The 15,174-nt window shown below is 56.8% G+C and carries 17 protein-coding genes; 9 read left to right on the forward strand and 8 right to left on the reverse strand.

Annotation, left to right across the window (positions count from 1 at the left end; translation table 11 throughout):
- Window positions 1–22: 22 nt before the first annotated feature.
- The 6 genes from C9383_RS17430 to C9383_RS17455 all read left to right on the forward strand — a co-directional run bounded on the left by C9383_RS17430 (window position 23) and on the right by C9383_RS17455 (window position 6,460).
- Entirely contained in the window at window positions 23–958 is a 936-nt protein-coding gene (locus C9383_RS17430; protein ID WP_090371577.1) for a sugar ABC transporter substrate-binding protein, read from the forward strand.
- A gap of 65 nt (window positions 959–1,023) precedes the next feature.
- Window positions 1,024–2,577 carry a sugar ABC transporter ATP-binding protein gene (locus tag C9383_RS17435; RefSeq protein WP_060757170.1) on the forward strand — a complete coding sequence of 518 codons (1,554 nt, stop codon included), beginning with the start codon at window positions 1,024–1,026 and terminating at the stop codon, window positions 2,575–2,577.
- A 25-nt stretch (window positions 2,578–2,602) separates the two neighbouring features.
- Window positions 2,603–3,625: an ABC transporter permease gene (locus C9383_RS17440; RefSeq protein ID WP_060757169.1), complete on the forward strand. Its 1,023-nt coding sequence runs from the start codon at window positions 2,603–2,605 to the stop codon at window positions 3,623–3,625.
- A gap of 334 nt (window positions 3,626–3,959) precedes the next feature.
- Complete coding sequence (locus tag C9383_RS17445; RefSeq protein ID WP_060757168.1) at window positions 3,960–4,364, forward strand: TraR/DksA family transcriptional regulator; 405 nt, start codon at window positions 3,960–3,962, stop codon at window positions 4,362–4,364.
- Window positions 4,365–4,908: 544 nt separating this feature from the next.
- The gene (locus C9383_RS17450) at window positions 4,909–6,144 is read left to right on the forward strand and encodes a methyl-accepting chemotaxis protein (protein ID WP_419795323.1); all 1,236 of its coding nucleotides are present in this window, start codon (window positions 4,909–4,911) and stop codon (window positions 6,142–6,144) included.
- A 112-nt stretch (window positions 6,145–6,256) separates the two neighbouring features.
- Window positions 6,257–6,460, forward strand: a complete 204-nt coding sequence (locus C9383_RS17455; protein ID WP_060757166.1) for a hypothetical protein — start codon at window positions 6,257–6,259, stop codon at window positions 6,458–6,460.
- Window positions 6,461–6,468: 8 nt separating this feature from the next.
- On the opposite strand, the gene C9383_RS17460 is transcribed toward C9383_RS17455, so the two are convergent.
- Window positions 6,469–6,705 (reverse strand): DUF2789 domain-containing protein, encoded by a 237-nt coding sequence (locus C9383_RS17460; protein ID WP_060757165.1) that lies wholly within the window; start codon window positions 6,703–6,705, stop codon window positions 6,469–6,471.
- Window positions 6,706–6,841: 136 nt separating this feature from the next.
- A complete protein-coding gene (locus tag C9383_RS17465) occupies window positions 6,842–7,141 on the reverse strand; it encodes a hypothetical protein (RefSeq protein ID WP_235594061.1) in 300 nt (99 codons plus the stop codon).
- 385 nt (window positions 7,142–7,526) lie between these two features.
- On the opposite strand from C9383_RS17465, the gene C9383_RS17470 reads away from it, so the two are divergent.
- Together C9383_RS17470 and C9383_RS17475 are read left to right on the forward strand one after the other, a co-directional pair.
- Window positions 7,527–7,976 carry a hypothetical protein gene (locus C9383_RS17470; protein ID WP_060757163.1) on the forward strand — a complete coding sequence of 150 codons (450 nt, stop codon included), beginning with the start codon at window positions 7,527–7,529 and terminating at the stop codon, window positions 7,974–7,976.
- A 128-nt stretch (window positions 7,977–8,104) separates the two neighbouring features.
- Entirely contained in the window at window positions 8,105–9,121 is a 1,017-nt protein-coding gene (locus tag C9383_RS17475; protein WP_090371573.1) for an ABC transporter substrate-binding protein, read from the forward strand.
- Between the two features lie 279 nt (window positions 9,122–9,400).
- Here the strand turns inward: C9383_RS17475 and C9383_RS17480 are convergent, their stop codons facing one another.
- Both C9383_RS17480 and C9383_RS17485 read right to left on the reverse strand, forming a co-directional pair.
- The gene (locus C9383_RS17480; RefSeq protein ID WP_090371571.1) at window positions 9,401–11,527 is read right to left on the reverse strand and encodes a TonB-dependent receptor; all 2,127 of its coding nucleotides are present in this window, start codon (window positions 11,525–11,527) and stop codon (window positions 9,401–9,403) included.
- Window positions 11,528–11,620: 93 nt separating this feature from the next.
- On the reverse strand, window positions 11,621–12,010 hold the full coding sequence (locus tag C9383_RS17485; RefSeq protein ID WP_060757161.1) for a DUF2946 domain-containing protein: 390 nt from the start codon (window positions 12,008–12,010) through the stop codon (window positions 11,621–11,623).
- Between the two features lie 93 nt (window positions 12,011–12,103).
- On the opposite strand from C9383_RS17485, the gene C9383_RS17490 reads away from it, so the two are divergent.
- Window positions 12,104–12,541, forward strand: coding sequence for a DUF3995 domain-containing protein (locus C9383_RS17490; RefSeq protein WP_060757160.1), 438 nt, complete (start codon window positions 12,104–12,106; stop codon window positions 12,539–12,541).
- Window positions 12,542–12,902: 361 nt separating this feature from the next.
- On the opposite strand, the gene C9383_RS28425 is transcribed toward C9383_RS17490, so the two are convergent.
- The 4 genes from C9383_RS28425 to C9383_RS28540 form a co-directional block, all read right to left on the reverse strand.
- On the reverse strand, window positions 12,903–13,121 hold the full coding sequence (locus C9383_RS28425) for a hypothetical protein (RefSeq protein ID WP_235863277.1): 219 nt from the start codon (window positions 13,119–13,121) through the stop codon (window positions 12,903–12,905).
- A 39-nt stretch (window positions 13,122–13,160) separates the two neighbouring features.
- A complete protein-coding gene (locus C9383_RS17500) occupies window positions 13,161–13,475 on the reverse strand; it encodes a contact-dependent growth inhibition system immunity protein (RefSeq protein WP_090371569.1) in 315 nt (104 codons plus the stop codon).
- Between the two features lie 131 nt (window positions 13,476–13,606).
- Entirely contained in the window at window positions 13,607–14,266 is a 660-nt protein-coding gene (locus C9383_RS28025; RefSeq protein ID WP_143038217.1) for a hypothetical protein, read from the reverse strand.
- Window positions 14,267–14,268: 2 nt separating this feature from the next.
- Window positions 14,269–15,174 (reverse strand): RHS repeat-associated core domain-containing protein (locus C9383_RS28540; RefSeq protein WP_211322903.1); only part of this gene is annotated, 906 nt, incomplete at its 5' end.

Below are 15,174 nucleotides of genomic sequence, written 5' to 3' on the forward strand. Positions count from 1 at the left end.
AAAATGTGGAGACAGACCGTTCATGAAGACCCCGATCCGTTTTACCGCGCTGGCCCTGTCCATGCTGCTGACCAGCGGCTTTGCCGCGGCCGCCGATCTCAAGATCGGCGTAACCATGTCGCAGTTCGATGACGCCTACCTGACCACTGTGCGCGAGTACATGCTCAAGCAGGCCAGTTCCTATCCCAAGGGCGATGGTGTGCAACTGCAATTCGAAGACGCCCGCGCCGACGTGGTCAAGCAACTGAGCCAGGTCGAGAACTTCATCAGCCAGAAAGTCGACGCCATTATCGTCAACCCGGTCGACACCGCCTCCACAGCAAGAATCAGCAAGGAGGCAACCGAAGCCGGCATCCCGTTGGTCTACGTCAACCGCCGGCCGGATCAGAAGGATCTGCCCAAAGGGGTCGCGGCCGTGACGTCGAATGATGAAGAAGCCGGCCGCATGCAGATGCAGTACATCGCCGACAAATTGGGCGGCAAGGGCACGATCGTGATCCTGCTCGGCGACCTGGCGAACAACTCCACCACCAACCGCACCAAGGGCGTCAAGGAAGTCCTGGCCAAGTATCCGGGTATCAAGATCGAGCAGGAACAGACCGGCGCCTGGCTGCGCGACAGGGGCATGACGCTGGTCAGCGACTGGCTGACCCAGGGCCGTGCGTTCAACGCGGTGATTTCCAACAACGATGAAATGGCGATTGGCGCCGCCATGGCCTTGAAATCGGTGGGGACCAAGCCGGGTAGCGTATTGATCGCGGGTGTCGATGGTACGCAGGACGGTTTGAACGCGGTGGCCAAGGGTGACCTGGCCATGTCGGTGTTCCAGGACGCCAAAGGCCAAGGGGACGGCGCGGTAGAAGCGGCACGCAAGATGGCCAAAGGCGAAACGATCGAACAGAACATTGTCATCCCGTTCAAGCCGATCACCGCCGACAACGTCAAAGATTTCAAGTAGCCCTGGTATAACAACAATAAGCCGGCAGGGCGGTCTCGGCCGTCCTGCAGATGGAGTACTTTTCTATGCTCGCTCAAGCGACTGCTTCGCAGCCTCCGGGTATCCAGCCTGTCGAACCGCAAGAACCCTACCTGTTGGAGATCGTCAACGTCAGCAAAGGCTTTCCCGGTGTCGTGGCCCTGGCCGATGTGCAACTGCGGGTGCGCCCAGGTACGGTGCTGGCGCTGATGGGGGAGAACGGTGCGGGCAAGTCGACGCTGATGAAAATCATCGCCGGGATCTATCAGCCGGACGCCGGCCAGATTCGCCTGCGGGGCAAGCCGGTCAAGTTCGAAACGCCCCTGGCGGCGCAGAAGGCCGGGATCGCGATGATCCACCAGGAGCTCAACCTGATGCCGCACATGAGCATCGCCGAGAATATCTGGATCGGGCGCGAGCAGCTCAACAGCCTGCACATGGTCAACCACCGCGAAATGCACCGCTGCACGGCGCAGTTGCTGGCGCGCTTGCGCATCAACCTGGACCCCGAGGAACAGGTGGGCAACCTGAGCATCGCCGAACGGCAGATGGTCGAGATCGCCAAGGCGGTGTCCTACGACTCTGACATCCTGATCATGGACGAACCAACCTCGGCGATTACCGACAAGGAAGTCGCGCACCTGTTTTCGATCATTGCCGACCTCAAGTCCCAGGGCAAAGGCATTGTCTATATCACACACAAAATGAACGAAGTGTTCGCCATCGCCGATGAAGTGGCGGTGTTCCGTGACGGCCAGTACATCGGTTTGCAACGTGCCGACAGCATGAACAGCGACAGCCTGATCTCGATGATGGTCGGCCGTGAATTGAGCCAGTTGTTCCCGGTGCGGGAGACACCGATCGGCGAATTGTTGCTCTCGGTACGCGACCTGAGGCTGGACGGCGTATTCAAGAATGTCTCGTTCGACCTGCACGCCGGTGAAATCCTCGGTATTGCCGGGCTGATGGGCTCGGGGCGCACCAACGTCGCAGAGACCCTTTTCGGTATTACCCCAAGCGACGGCGGGCAGATCACCCTTGATGGCAAGGCGGTCCGCATCACGGACCCGCACATGGCTATTGAAAAAGGCTTCGCGCTGCTGACCGAAGACCGCAAGCTCAGCGGTCTGTTTCCGTGCCTGTCGGTGCTGGAAAACATGGAAATGGCGGTGCTGCCGCATTATTCGGGTAATGGCTTTATCCAGCAAAAGGCCCTGCGCGCGCTGTGCGAAGACATGTGCAAGAAGCTGCGGGTGAAAACCCCCTCCCTTGAGCAGTGCATCGACACCTTGTCCGGCGGCAACCAGCAGAAGGCCCTGTTGGCGCGTTGGCTGATGACCCACCCAAGGCTGCTGATTCTCGATGAGCCCACTCGCGGCATCGACGTAGGCGCCAAGGCCGAGATCTATCGCTTGATCGCCTTCCTCGCCAGCGAAGGCATGGCGGTGATCATGATTTCCTCGGAACTGCCCGAAGTGCTGGGCATGAGCGACCGGGTGATGGTGATGCACGAAGGCGAACTGATGGGCACCCTGGACCGTGCGGATGCGACCCAGGAAAAAGTCATGCAGCTGGCTTCCGGTATGACGGCAGTCCACTGACGCAAGCATAAGAAGGTGATTGGCTATGAATGCGATAACAGAAAACAAACCGGCCACGGCCCCGGCCAAGAACCGTCGACGCCTGCCCACCGAGCTGAGCATTTTGCTGGTGCTGATCGGCATCGGGTTGGTGTTCGAACTGTTTGGCTGGATCGTGCGCGACCAGAGTTTCCTGATGAACTCCCAGCGCCTGGTGCTGATGATCCTGCAGGTGTCTATCATCGGTCTGCTGGCGATTGGCGTGACCCAGGTGATCATCACCACCGGTATTGATTTGTCCTCGGGCTCGGTGTTGGCACTGTCGGCGATGATCGCCGCCAGCCTGGCGCAGACGTCCGATTTTTCCCGAGCAGTGTTTCCCAGCCTGACGGATCTGCCGGTCTGGATTCCGGTGGCGATGGGGCTGGGCGTGGGGCTGCTGGCGGGGGCGATCAACGGCAGTATCATCGCCGTCACCGGTATTCCGCCGTTCATTGCCACCCTGGGCATGATGGTTTCGGCCCGTGGCCTGGCGCGTTACTACACGGAAGGCCAGCCGGTGAGCATGCTGTCGGATTCGTACACCGCAATCGGCCATGGCGCCATGCCGGTGATCATCTTCCTGGTGGTCGCGGTGATCTTCCATATTGCCCTGCGCTATACCAAATACGGCAAGTACACCTATGCCATCGGCGGCAACATGCAGGCGGCGCGTACCTCGGGTATCAACGTCAAGCGTCATCTGATCATTGTCTACAGCATTGCCGGTCTGCTTGCCGGGCTGGCCGGTGTGGTGGCCTCGGCACGCGCCGCCTCCGGCCAGGCCGGCATGGGTATGTCCTACGAGCTGGATGCGATTGCCGCCGCTGTGATCGGCGGCACCAGCCTGACGGGCGGGGTAGGGCGCATTACCGGTACGGTGATCGGCGCACTGATCCTCGGCGTAATGGCCAGCGGCTTTACCTTTGTGGGCGTGGATGCGTATATCCAGGACATCATCAAGGGCCTGATCATCGTGGTGGCGGTCGTCATCGATCAATACCGCAACAAGCGCAAGCTCAAGCGCTGACGCGCAGCCGCAAGTCATGAGCCACAAGCGGCAAGCCGAGCTTTACAGCTTGTCGCTTGCAGCTTGCGGCTTATAGCTGTTTCACGAACTTTCCTGCTATAAACGCACTCCGATGACCATTCTCCGAGCCCGTCCTGATGCTTCTGGGGGTTATCTCGGAAAAATTGCCTGTCTTTTCAGTTGCTGCGCTCTCAAGTCGGCCTTAGACTGCCGCCCCTCGTAAATTGAGTGCCGGGTGGCGCTTGGAATGGATGGCGCCCTTCCGAGACCTGCAGAGGTCGACCGGAACGCTCCCTTATTCGCCTTAATGCACGTATTTTTTATAGAGAAATCAATGACAAAGGAAAAGTTGCTGGCCATGCCGGCAGATGACTACATGAATGCCGAACAGCACGCTTTTTTCGAGCAGATGCTGCAAGACATGAAAGTGGAACACCACGCGCGCATTGAACAGAACCGCATCGCCATTGAAAGCCTGGACACCCCGGCCGACCCGGCTGACGCCGCTTCCGTTGAAGAAGAGCGCACCTGGCTGGTAAACGCCATCGACCGCGACCAGCGCATGCTGCCGCAACTTGAGCGCGCCCTTGAGCGTATCAAGGAAGATTCCTTCGGTTGGTGTGATGACAGCGGCGAGCCTATCGGCCTCAAGCGCCTGCTGATCAGCCCGACCACCAAGTACTGCATCGAAGCGCAAGAGCGCCACGAGCAGATCGACAAGCACCAGCGTCAAGCCTGATGCGGTGAGCGGGGGGCCGTCCCGTCGGCTCCCCCGAGAAATATCCGTTACACCCTGGTTATTGATCTACTGCAGGTTCTCCCACTAAAGGCCCATGGATAATGGCTCGATAGTGGCGTTTAATGCAGAAACAATAACGACAAGCAGCGGGGTAACGACGATGGCTGGAGACGGATCTCTGATGGGCGCATCAGTGCCGCCGCACACGGTGACGCGCGCGCTCCCCGGCTGGCTGACGCCATTTTTGCAGAGCACTGCCCTGGTGCTGGTACTGCTGGGCCTGGCGTTCGCCGGTTTGCCGATATACCTCTGCCTGCCGCTGGCCTTGCTGGTCATCTGGCTGCCTTCCCTCAAAGCTCGTACACCACGAGTGGCACCGGCCCAGGCCGACGATGCGATAGGCGAGCTGACCCGCGATCTGTCCTATACCACCAGTCATAACGCGCTTTCCGCTGCGGGCGTGGCCTATTCGGTCAAGCAACTGGCGGCGCGGGTGCAGTCGCAGTTGGGGGCCGCCAGGCAGATCGTCAGCAGTGCCGAAGTGATGATCGGCACCGAGCAGGTGACCGCACAACTCAGCCGTCAGGCCCTGGAGGCGGCCAGCCAGGCCCACCAACGCAGCACCGAAGGTCGTGAAGTGCTGGCTGAGTCGATCACCCGCATGCGTCAACTCAGCCAGCGCGCCAATGCCAGCCGCGAGCTGATCGAGGCGTTGAGCCAGCGCAGTGAAGAGATCCAGCGCGTGACCCTGGTGATCCAATCCATCGCCAGCCAGACCAACCTGTTGGCCTTGAATGCGGCGATTGAAGCCGCGCGTGCCGGTGAGCATGGGCGTGGATTTGCCGTGGTGGCCGATGAAGTGCGCGGCCTGGCCGGGCGTACGGCCTCCGCCACTGATGAAGTCGGCGTGATGGTTGCCGATATCCAACAGCGCACCGCCCAGGTGGTGGAGCAGATTCGTCAGTTGTCGGCGGACCTGCACATCGGCGTCGAGCGGGTGGAGCAGGCCGGCGATCAGTTGGAAAGCATCGCCAGCCTGGCCGCGGGTGTGGAAGGGCAGGTCAATGAAATTGCCCAAGGCACCGATACCAACCAGGCGCAACTCGACAGCCTGTTCCATGCCGTGGAACAGATGCGCAGCGATTTGTCGGAAAGCGATCAGCAAACCCGCCAGTTGGCCGAGGTTGCCGTGCAAATGGAAGGCCAGGCTGAAACGATCAGCGAGCGCCTGGCGCAAGTCGGGCTGGATGACTATCACCAGCGTATCTATGACCTGGCCCGAGAAGGTGCCGCGCGCATTGCCGAACAGTTCGAGGCCGATATCCAGCAGAATCGCATCAGCCTGGAGGACTTGTTCGACCGCAGCTATACCCCGATCCCGAATACCAGCCCGAGCAAGTACCACACGCGTTTTGACGGTTACACCGATCAGGTGCTGCCGGCGATCCAGGAAGCCCTGCTACCGCGCCATGAAGGACTGGTGTTTGCCATCGCCTGTACGCCTCAAGGTTACGTGCCGACCCACAACAAGGCGTTTTCCCACGCCCTGACCGGCGATGCCCAGGTCGACGCGGTGCAGAATCGCACCAAGCGCAAGTTTGATGACCGTACGGGGATTCGTTGTGGCAGCCATCAACAAGCCGTGTTGTTGCAAACCTACACGCGTGACACAGGCGAACTGATGCACGATTTGTCGGTGCCGATCATGGTCATGGGCCGGCATTGGGGCGGTTTGCGCCTGGGCTACAAACCCGAAGCCGCGAAGCCCCATCGCCAGTGATTGTTGCGGTTTATGCAACGCAGCTATTCCGGGGATAGCTTTTTCCTACTGGCAGAAAACCGTAGCATGCTGAACATTGTTAGCCAGCTAACTAATGCGACGGAGAAGCTCCATGCAAAACAAAGTCGATGTGGCGGTGATGATCGGCAGCGGCGTGCCTGCCACCCTGCGTGAGCTGGGCCAGAAGGCTTGTTGGGTGGTATTGCTCAATGGCGAGCAACGCGGCACGGCGTTCGCCAGCCGCGATGAAGCAGAGGAGTGCAGGGCTGCCTGGCAAGCGTTGATGAACCTGGAAAAGTCAGACAGCCTGCACTGAGGTGTGCGTTATTGCGGTTGATGCAGGCGCTGGTTCAGTTCATCCACCGGGATCGCCCAATCGGCGTCCTCGCGCAGTTCTTCCTTGAGAAATTGCGCTTGTTGCGGCGTCCAGAACGGGGCGTCGATCAATTTCACGTCGTCAGGCAGCGGATGGGCGGCGATGAATGCGTCGATGGCTTGCGGCGTCGAGTCCAGGCCCAGTTGTTCGAACAGCGTTTCAAGGGTGGGGATAGGCGCGTCCATGGTGGGTTCTCCATGCAGGATGAGGGTCGTTGTGCATGTGAGGCTTTGACCCCGGCAGAGTTCTATCGGATTATCCTCAATTGAGCGCGCGTGAATCCAAGATAGCCCTGAGGGCTGGGTACGCCGTGCCGGTCGGTCATCCCTGCGTCGCCACAATCCCGGCCTGAAAGGCTTGCAGCCCGGCCTCAAGCTGTTTGGCCAACTCACAGGCCTGGATATGGTCGCTGCGAAAGCCTTTGACTCTGCCGCTGGTGACTTCAAGAATATGAAAAAAGTTCTTTCCGGCCGGAACCACCTGATAAAGGACCGAATTCAAGTACCCATCGGGGTTGTGCAGGCAGTAGTATTGGCGCCCATCATGACATGTTGAACGAATGCGCGAAGACGTAGCGTCGTGTTGAGGTCGGTTCATCGTCAGCTCCTGTCGCTCGATCATGTTGACCCATCAGCAGCGTTTCGGGTGGTTTTGTTCGGTGTTGCTGTTTTAGTATTGTCGTTGGCAGTCCACGCCTGGTTCCATGCTCTAGTCTTTTCTTTTGTGTCAGGTGTCAGAAACTGCGTTTTTAATAAGGTTATTCTCTGAAGTTGGTCGACCCGTATTCTCGGGTTGTTGAACCTGTGATCTGCTGTGGTACCGGATGGCCCTTGCACAAGGTCTGTCGCGCCCATCTGTACGAGTCTTATGGCGCCCCAGCGGGGTCTCTTCAGTTTTTTGACGAATGTGTGATCGCGCCGTAACGGCCGTTTTTTTGTGCTGCCCGCTTCAGCGGACAGCGCCTTTTTGATGTGGGGGCGTTTCCTTGGCAGTCAGTAATCTGGATATGCACGCGTTATTCGTGCTGGGTGATTTGCGCGCAAAGTTGGTCAAGCAGTTTCAATCCCGTTTTGTTTATGTCACTGAACAGACGCCGGAAGGTATTTATATCGCCGAGATAGATACCGAAACGGCAATGGTCGTGGACGACAAACCACGCCTGGAACTCAAGGTCGGCGACCATTTTCGCGCAGCCGTATTGCCCAGCCGTGAAGGTGGCAAGTTCGAACTCAAGTTTCGCGATATCAAGTTGACGGTGTACGGCTTGGGCGATTATGCGTTTGTCTCCTCGGCCGAAGGCCAGGGCATCCTGTTCAAGGAAGGCCACAGCGTGATGCTGGTGTTTGCCGCCAATGAGCAACTGCAGGAAGGCCTGACCAAAACCCTCAAGGCCGTGACCGGCAAGGCCGCCAAGTGGCGCAAGGGTGAACTGGTGACCTTCAAGGCCAGTGAGTAACCCTGAACACGCTGTGTATCTTGCTCTTTTGGAACCTCTACTACAGTTGAGTTGACTTAACTATTCAGAGGCTTCGCGCATTGGCAGCAAAGCCGCCCGCTATGGCTGCGAAAATGCGAGGTGAAGGCATGAAAGGATTGAAATCGCTGTTGGCAGCGTCCCTGACGACCTTGAGTCTGTCGCTGGCCTCGGTGCCGGTATCCGCCGCCCAAGCTCCGGTGCATTTTGCCGACCTGAATTGGGAAAGCGGCAGCCTGATCACCGAGATGCTGCGTTTTATTGTCGAGAAGGGCTACGACCTGCCCACCGACACCTTGCCCGGTACCACCATCACCCTGGAAACCGCCCTGGCGAAAAACGATATCCAGGTGATCGGCGAAGAGTGGGCCGGCCGCAGTCCCGTATGGATCAAGGCTGAGGCTGAAGGCAAGGTGCTGGGCCTGGGCGATACGGTCAAGGGCGCCACGGAAGGTTGGTGGGTGCCGGAATACGTGATCAAGGGCGATCCCGCCAAAGGTCTCAAGCCCCTGGCGCCGGACCTCAAGACCGTGCAGGACCTGGCACGCTACAAAGAGGTGTTCAAGGACCCTGAGTCACCCGGCAAAGGGCGCTTTCTCAACAGCCCGATCGGCTGGACCTCGGAAGTGGTCAACGCACAAAAGCTCAAGGCGTATGGCCTGGCCGATAGTTATGTGAATTTCCGCAGCGGTTCGGGGGCGGCACTGGACGCCGAGATCGCCTCGTCGATTCGTCGCGGCAAGCCGGTGCTGTTCTACTACTGGTCGCCAACGCCCCTGATGGGGCGTTACAAGCTGATCCAGCTGGAGGAACCGGCGTTTGATGCCGAGGCCTGGAAGACCCTGACCGACGCGGACAACCCCAACCCACGTCCAACGCGTTCGCTGGCGTCCAAGTTGAGCATTGGCGTGTCGACGCCGTTCCAGAAAGAACATCCGCAGATCGCGGAGTTTTTTACCAAGGTGCAGTTCCCCATCGACCCGCTGAACAAAGCCTTGGCGACCATGAGCGAAAACCACACGCCACCCCGGGAAGTGGCCCAGGCGTTTCTCAAGGCGCATCCCGAAGTGTGGAGGGCGTGGGTAACGGATGATGTGGCGAGCAAAGTCGAGGCAAGCCTGAAATAACGACATGCGCTGCAGCCAAGTCGCCCTAATGCTGGTCAGTTAAGAGAGCCTGCCACACCAAACTCTGTAGTGAGCGGGCTTGCCCCGCGCTGGGTGGCGCAGCCGCCCCAAACCCGGGCGCCTCGGTCTTTCAGAAACACCACGGCGTCCTTGTTGGGGCGGCTGCGCCACCCAGCGCGGGGCAAGCCCGCTCACTACAGATGATGTGTTCTACATCCCACCATTTGACTGGCTGGCATTAGGGCAAGTCCCCTCCCACATGTTGATTACATTGCAGGTTCAGAACCGGGTTTGCACTGCCAACTCGAACGTGCGTGGCGCCCCCAGGTAATACGCCGGCGATACATGGGCAAACTCGGCATATACCTCATTGGTCAGGTTGCGCACCCGGCCGGTCACCGAGGTATGGACGTCCACTTTGTAGCGCAGGAATGTGCCGAACAACGTATAGGCCGGCACCGTGAGGGTATTGGCGTTATCCGCATACACCTCGGCGACGTACCGCGCATCCACACCGCCTTGCCAAGCCTCGGCAAAATCATAAGTCAGCCACAGGTTACCGACGCGCTTGGGCACGTTGGTCGGCGTGTTGCCCTTGCGCGATACCACCGCACCGCTGGCAAGTTTCTCATTGAAGTCATCGTACTCGGCATCCACCCAGGCAAAGTTGCCTTCCGCCAACAGTCGGGGCGTGATGCGCAGTGAGCTGGCCAGTTCGATGCCTTTGGACGATTGCGCTCCCACCGGAATGCTGTTGTTCGGATCCAGCGGGTCGGTGACGGCGAAATCCTTGCGCTCGATCCTGTAGGCGGCAACGGTGGCCGAGCCGCGACCGTCCAGGTAGTCGAACTTGCTGCCGACCTCCCACTGCCGGCCGGTGGACACATCGAAGACTTGGGTGGTGGTCGATGGTTGCTCGGCCGCCGTGCTGTATTGCACGTACACATTGGCCGACGGGATGAACTGGTAAGTCAGGCCGACGCGGCCGGTCACTGGTTCCCAGCGGCGCTTGAAGTGACGCGGGTTGGTGGCCGTTATCTCGCGGTGGTTGGTCACGTCGAGGTCGATGGCGTCGTAGCGCAGGCCCGTCAGCAACGAGAGTTTATCGGTGAGGCCCAGGCGGTTTTCCGCGAACAGTGCCTGGGTCGTCACTGCATTGGTCTTGTCCGGTACGAACCCTGGCCGGGTGCCCGGGATGTCGTAAAAGTGCCCAGGGTCGTAGTGGTTCGGGTCGACCGTGCTTTTACCCGGTACGTTCAGCGGGTGGTTGGTGGTGCTGTTGACCTTGTATTCAAAACCGCCCGACCAGGTGGTCGAAAGCCCCCACAACGTATTGTCATGACGCAGTTCGAACTGGTTGCCGTTCTGCTCACCCTGGTGGCGCACCTGATACGCGGTCGAGCGATTCACGGCGCTGTTGTCGGCGTTGTATTGGTAAGTTTCCAGGTTTCGATAGTCGCGCTGGCTGTCCAGATGATAGAGGGTGTTCTTCAGCGTGGTGTTGTCGTTGATCCGGTAGTCGATGATCGAGCGCGCCCAGATCGTGCGCTGTTCGTATCGGCCATCGGCGACGTTGTAATTGTTGAAGCGGTTGTGCCGGTCGATCTTCAATTCGCCGGCCTTGGGGTTGAGCACCGGCGTGCCCCAGTAGGGGCTGTCCTCATGCTCATCCTGGTATTCCAGCGCCAGGGTGTGCGACAGGTTGGGCGTCAAGTCGCTGAGCACGGAAAACGCCAGGCTCCAGGCGTCGCGCTGGTCGCGGTCGATGTAGCTGTGGTTGGTATTACGGCTGACGTCCAGGCGTGCGTAATGCTGCACCTCGGCGCCGGGTTCGGTCAGGGCGTGGTTTAGGCCCAAGGCCATACCGGCGGTGTCGTAACTGCCGTAGGTGAGCTGGCCTTCAGCCACCTGTTCTTCGCGGGTTGCCAGTTTGGTCACGTAGTTCAACGAGCCGCCCACGGAGCCGGCACCGTTGATCAAGGAGGAGGGCCCGCCGACGAGTTCGACCCGGTCATAGATCCAGGCATCCACTGGCCGCGCCAGGCCGGTGGCGACGTTGATACCGTTGAACATCTGGGTGATCTGGCTGCTGGTAAAGCCCCGATAGGACACAAACCCACCAAACCCCGGCGGTGCGCTGGCGTTGACGCCGGGCAGGGTATTAGCCGCATCGCGGAAGGTCTTGGCGCCATGGCGCTCGATATCATTGCGATTGGCGATGGCCACCGACGCCGGGGTTTCCCGCACACTCAGGCCAAGACGCGACGCCATGCCGCTGGACTGATCCAGCGCCAGGCCAGGCTCGGTGCTTTGTTCACCATCAATGGTGGTGGGGGCCAGTTCAAGTGCCCAGCCACAGACAGGCAGGCAGCCGAACAGGCCCGCCAACAGGGGTAAATGTTTCATGGTTGAATCCTGAAAAACTCAGCTTGAAAACAACGCACAGCCGCCCGTAAACCCGAGGGGAACGGTGAGCGGTGCAGATCGGAAAGCGAAGGATCAGGCGACAGCGGGAGGCGCGCGCGGGTGGGCCGTGGGCCAGGTGAAGCGGGCAGGAACGTCAGCGGCAAATACCACAGCCGCAGGCGGCGCGTGCGGTTGTGGCAACACGGCCACATTCAAATGGGTGTTGAGCGCAGGGCCCATGCCGCCGGTGGAGCACAGCGGGCAACCGAACGCCTTGGACAGCGTCGGCAGGTTCTCGTCAGTGGACCGGGTTGGGGTGGGGGCCTGAGTGCGCGGGTCTACCGTACAGAACTGACCGCCGATGCCGTTGAGCTGCATCCCCAGCATCTGCCCATGGCCAATACTGCAGGCGAACACATTGAACAGGACGCAGCAGTAGAGCATCCAGGCAATGAGCGAGCGGTCGGTACGGGCGAGTTTCATGGGGCTGCACTTTACCATCAGCCGCCGACGAAATGCCTACAAAAAATCCCAGGGCGACTATCCTGAATCGCACATTTTTGGAGAGAGCCGGCCATGAGCTTTTTCATCGCGCGATGGATCGTTGGCGTATTTACCTGCATCAGCATGGTGCATTTGTACTGGGCCGCCGGTGGCAAACTCGGCATGCTCGCTGCCATTCCTCAACTGCCGGGCGAATTCGCCAGCGGGCCGAGGCCGGCGTTCAAACCCTCGGCGCTGGCCACGTTCCTGGTCGCGATGGGGCTGGTGGCGATTGCGCTGCTCGTGTGCTTGCGGGCCGGGCTGTACTTTTCGCCGGTGTCCCATGGGGCGTTGCAGTGGGGCATCAGCGCGATCGCCGTGGTCATGTTTGCCAGGGCGATTGGGGACTCGGAATTGGTGGGTTTTTTCAAGAAAGTGGGCGGGTCGAGGTTTGCACGGTTGGATACGTATGTTTATTCGCCGTTGTGTCTGGTGCTGGGGGTGGGGTTGTTGGTGGTGGCGTGGGGGTGATGGGGGCGACAGGTTTCGCTTCTTACGATGCTCACTCAGTGCGAAGAGTTGCGAAGTCCAAGTGCCCCTCGAAGGAGATACACGCAATCCAATCAATTGCCTCCGTCACAATGTAGGTGTGTTGAGGTAGTTCGGAAAAAATTCTGAGTGCGTGGATTTGATGTCCATGGTTTAGGCCCAAATTACGCAGTCATGGTCGTCCATATGTACTAGAAATGTAAGCTGGTTATCGGTTATCTAAAATGGATATCCAGTTGTTTCACCCAAAATAGAGGCGATATCTGTGCACTGCTGACTTTCCAAGCTCGGTATGATGAGTCGAAAACCAGCAAACTCAGATTTTTTTTGTGAATGCGATTTTCTATCTCCCTCCAGAAGTTAGGGTTGTGCTCTGTTTTTTTTCATTCAGGTTTATTGCGTCAAGTACGTTGCTTTGTGATTTGAAGAATTTTTTTGTCAGTGATTTTATCAAGTCAGTGAGTTCCGCCTCCTCAAGCTTCTTTGAGTCTATTTTCAAGGTTTTAAAAGCGTTATCGATTTCATCTTCAAGATAGTTGATTTGATAAATAACCTCGTTCATTTTGTTATTAACCCTTTTTTGATTTAAAAATAATAGTGTCTATTTAGTGATGTTGGGTGAGTGTTTATCGAGTTTTCTGAATATATGATTTAGCCATAATGTCCCTGAGGGCCATTTGTGCGGGTAATAGTAGCCGCACCCAATTTCCAAGAATAGAAGGTTTTGGAGTTGTGGCTCGGGTAAATTGGCGAATATTAATTTGGCAAGTTCTAGTTTTGTCAGCTCTATTGTTTCTGCAGGTGCTTCCGATAGGTAATTCGCGATTACTTCGTCTGCATTTGAGTATTCATCAACCCAATCTTGATTAAAGTAGCCAGATAAGAATTGCTGTAGTTTTGGGTAGTCTTTATTCATGGGTTTGGATATCCGGTATGAATTCTTTAGCTGTCAGGCCTTCTTGTGTCTTTTTGTTGATAAGATAAATTTCTGTTCTTTGATGGCGTCAGTTGAGTGAAAAATGAGGCAGATATTATTTAATATTGTTTTTATTTATTTTGAATTCTCGTTTGACCATTGATATGATAAAAAACCTCCTCAGGAATTATTTTTTTAATTTTTGCTTTTTCTAGTGCTGACGCGATTTCGTTTGTATGCTCGGACGATAAATAAAACTGGGCTGCGACGTGTGTTTCGTTATCGTAAAATCTAGATAGAATTGTAGCTTTATTCTCGCTTAGGAAAATTTTGATTTTTATAGATGTAATACTGCTTTCAAATACCGTCATGCTCGTCCAGAAGTCACTTGTTTCAGTGCGGGTCTTTTGAAGTGCTATAAAAACATCTTGTGATCCTTCTAGAGCTCGGTTATCTATTTTTTGTGGGTCACTCGGAAGATTTTTGACAATTGAATATACATTGCTGGTGTTGTTTTTTTTGAGTAGAGCATCGTTATTTAGCTCTAGTGATAAGTTTTTTTTCAGTAGGTATTCTTCGGTTTTTGAGTTGAATTCTGCTCCGCCTATCGATCGCCACTCGCGCTTTGTTAGCCAATGATTTGATAGGGTTTCTGTGATGGTGCACCAAACTTTCCAAGTGTTTGAAAAGTCAGGGCTAATTAAGGTTACCGTTGTAAATGCAAGGTCATTTATTGGGTGTGTGCCTTCCCACGGTTTGATCCCTAGCTCATTTATGTAGGCTGTTTTCATGTCTATCTCTTGAAATACGTGTGGGAGTCATCACCAATTTTCAAAGGAACCTTGATGTCTTTTATTGTGTTTTTAGTGTTGAAATGTGGGCCGTGGTTTCCCTCCGAATGACCTAGCGAATGTTCATAGATTTTGGTGATGTGATCTTTTCTCAAGCTAAAAACGTATACCCGACCCATGATATGTCGATCTTGGTCACGAATTCGCTCCCGATAGATTTCTTTTGGCTGTGTAGTCTGTGGGATACCACCAATTTCTTTGGCTCTTCTAAATGCTCTGTTTCTCGAAAGCGTGCTGTCAAATCCCTTGGGCGGAACGACATCTCCTTCATTTACGTTAACCTTTTTTTCCGGCTCTTCGATGCGATGTGATGGTTTGCACCCATCCCCACCAGGACACGTGCTCAACCCGAGCGGATCCACCCACCCCGTAGGATTCGGCACATACTGGTACGCATTGATCCCACCCGCCAGCTTCACCGGATCCGGCGTCAGGTACCGACCAATATCCGGATTGTAGTAGCGATGACGGTTGTAGTGCAGCCCGCTTTCCGCGTCACAGTACTGGCCTTGAAAACGCAACGGATTGTCGATTTTGCAGGCATCAAGGCGGGCGATTTCGCCGTAGGCGCGGTAGTGCGCGGACCAGACGATTTCGCCTTCATTATCGGTCAGTTCCTGCGGCGTACCGAGGTGGTCGAGTTGGTAGTGGTAGGGTTTTGTTTCTTTCGGCCCAAAGCCTTCCAGTAAAACCAATGGGCGGAAGCTGTCGGGTTCGTATAGGTAGCTGCGATGGCGCTCCGCATGATGTTCGGCAATCAGCTTGTCGCCTTGCCAGAAAAACTCCGTGGTCGTGTCATCCACGGTTTTGCTGATGCGCCGCCCAAATGGGTCGTAGCGATAGTGGGC

This window comes from Pseudomonas palleroniana, assembly GCF_003031675.1.
GTDB lineage: Bacteria > Pseudomonadota > Gammaproteobacteria > Pseudomonadales > Pseudomonadaceae > Aquipseudomonas > Aquipseudomonas palleroniana.

What these genes read in the sequence shown, in the direction of transcription:
- C9383_RS17430 (WP_090371577.1), top strand. Translation starts at nt 23, where the DNA reads ATGAAGACCCCGATCCGTTTTACCGCGCTGGCCCTGTCCATGCTGCTG.
- C9383_RS17435 (WP_060757170.1), top strand. Translation starts at nt 1,024, where the DNA reads ATGCTCGCTCAAGCGACTGCTTCGCAGCCTCCGGGTATCCAGCCTGTC.
- C9383_RS17440 (WP_060757169.1), top strand. Translation starts at nt 2,603, where the DNA reads ATGAATGCGATAACAGAAAACAAACCGGCCACGGCCCCGGCCAAGAAC.
- C9383_RS17445 (WP_060757168.1), top strand. Translation starts at nt 3,960, where the DNA reads ATGACAAAGGAAAAGTTGCTGGCCATGCCGGCAGATGACTACATGAAT.
- C9383_RS17450 (WP_419795323.1), top strand. Translation starts at nt 4,909, where the DNA reads ATGATCGGCACCGAGCAGGTGACCGCACAACTCAGCCGTCAGGCCCTG.
- C9383_RS17455 (WP_060757166.1), top strand. Translation starts at nt 6,257, where the DNA reads ATGCAAAACAAAGTCGATGTGGCGGTGATGATCGGCAGCGGCGTGCCT.
- C9383_RS17460 (WP_060757165.1), bottom strand. Translation starts at nt 6,705, where the DNA reads ATGGACGCGCCTATCCCCACCCTTGAAACGCTGTTCGAACAACTGGGC.
- C9383_RS17465 (WP_235594061.1), bottom strand. Translation starts at nt 7,141, where the DNA reads ATGATCGAGCGACAGGAGCTGACGATGAACCGACCTCAACACGACGCT.
- C9383_RS17470 (WP_060757163.1), top strand. Translation starts at nt 7,527, where the DNA reads ATGCACGCGTTATTCGTGCTGGGTGATTTGCGCGCAAAGTTGGTCAAG.
- C9383_RS17475 (WP_090371573.1), top strand. Translation starts at nt 8,105, where the DNA reads ATGAAAGGATTGAAATCGCTGTTGGCAGCGTCCCTGACGACCTTGAGT.
- C9383_RS17480 (WP_090371571.1), bottom strand. Translation starts at nt 11,527, where the DNA reads ATGAAACATTTACCCCTGTTGGCGGGCCTGTTCGGCTGCCTGCCTGTC.
- C9383_RS17485 (WP_060757161.1), bottom strand. Translation starts at nt 12,010, where the DNA reads ATGAAACTCGCCCGTACCGACCGCTCGCTCATTGCCTGGATGCTCTAC.
- C9383_RS17490 (WP_060757160.1), top strand. Translation starts at nt 12,104, where the DNA reads ATGAGCTTTTTCATCGCGCGATGGATCGTTGGCGTATTTACCTGCATC.
- C9383_RS28425 (WP_235863277.1), bottom strand. Translation starts at nt 13,121, where the DNA reads ATGAACGAGGTTATTTATCAAATCAACTATCTTGAAGATGAAATCGAT.
- C9383_RS17500 (WP_090371569.1), bottom strand. Translation starts at nt 13,475, where the DNA reads ATGAATAAAGACTACCCAAAACTACAGCAATTCTTATCTGGCTACTTT.
- C9383_RS28025 (WP_143038217.1), bottom strand. Translation starts at nt 14,266, where the DNA reads ATGAAAACAGCCTACATAAATGAGCTAGGGATCAAACCGTGGGAAGGC.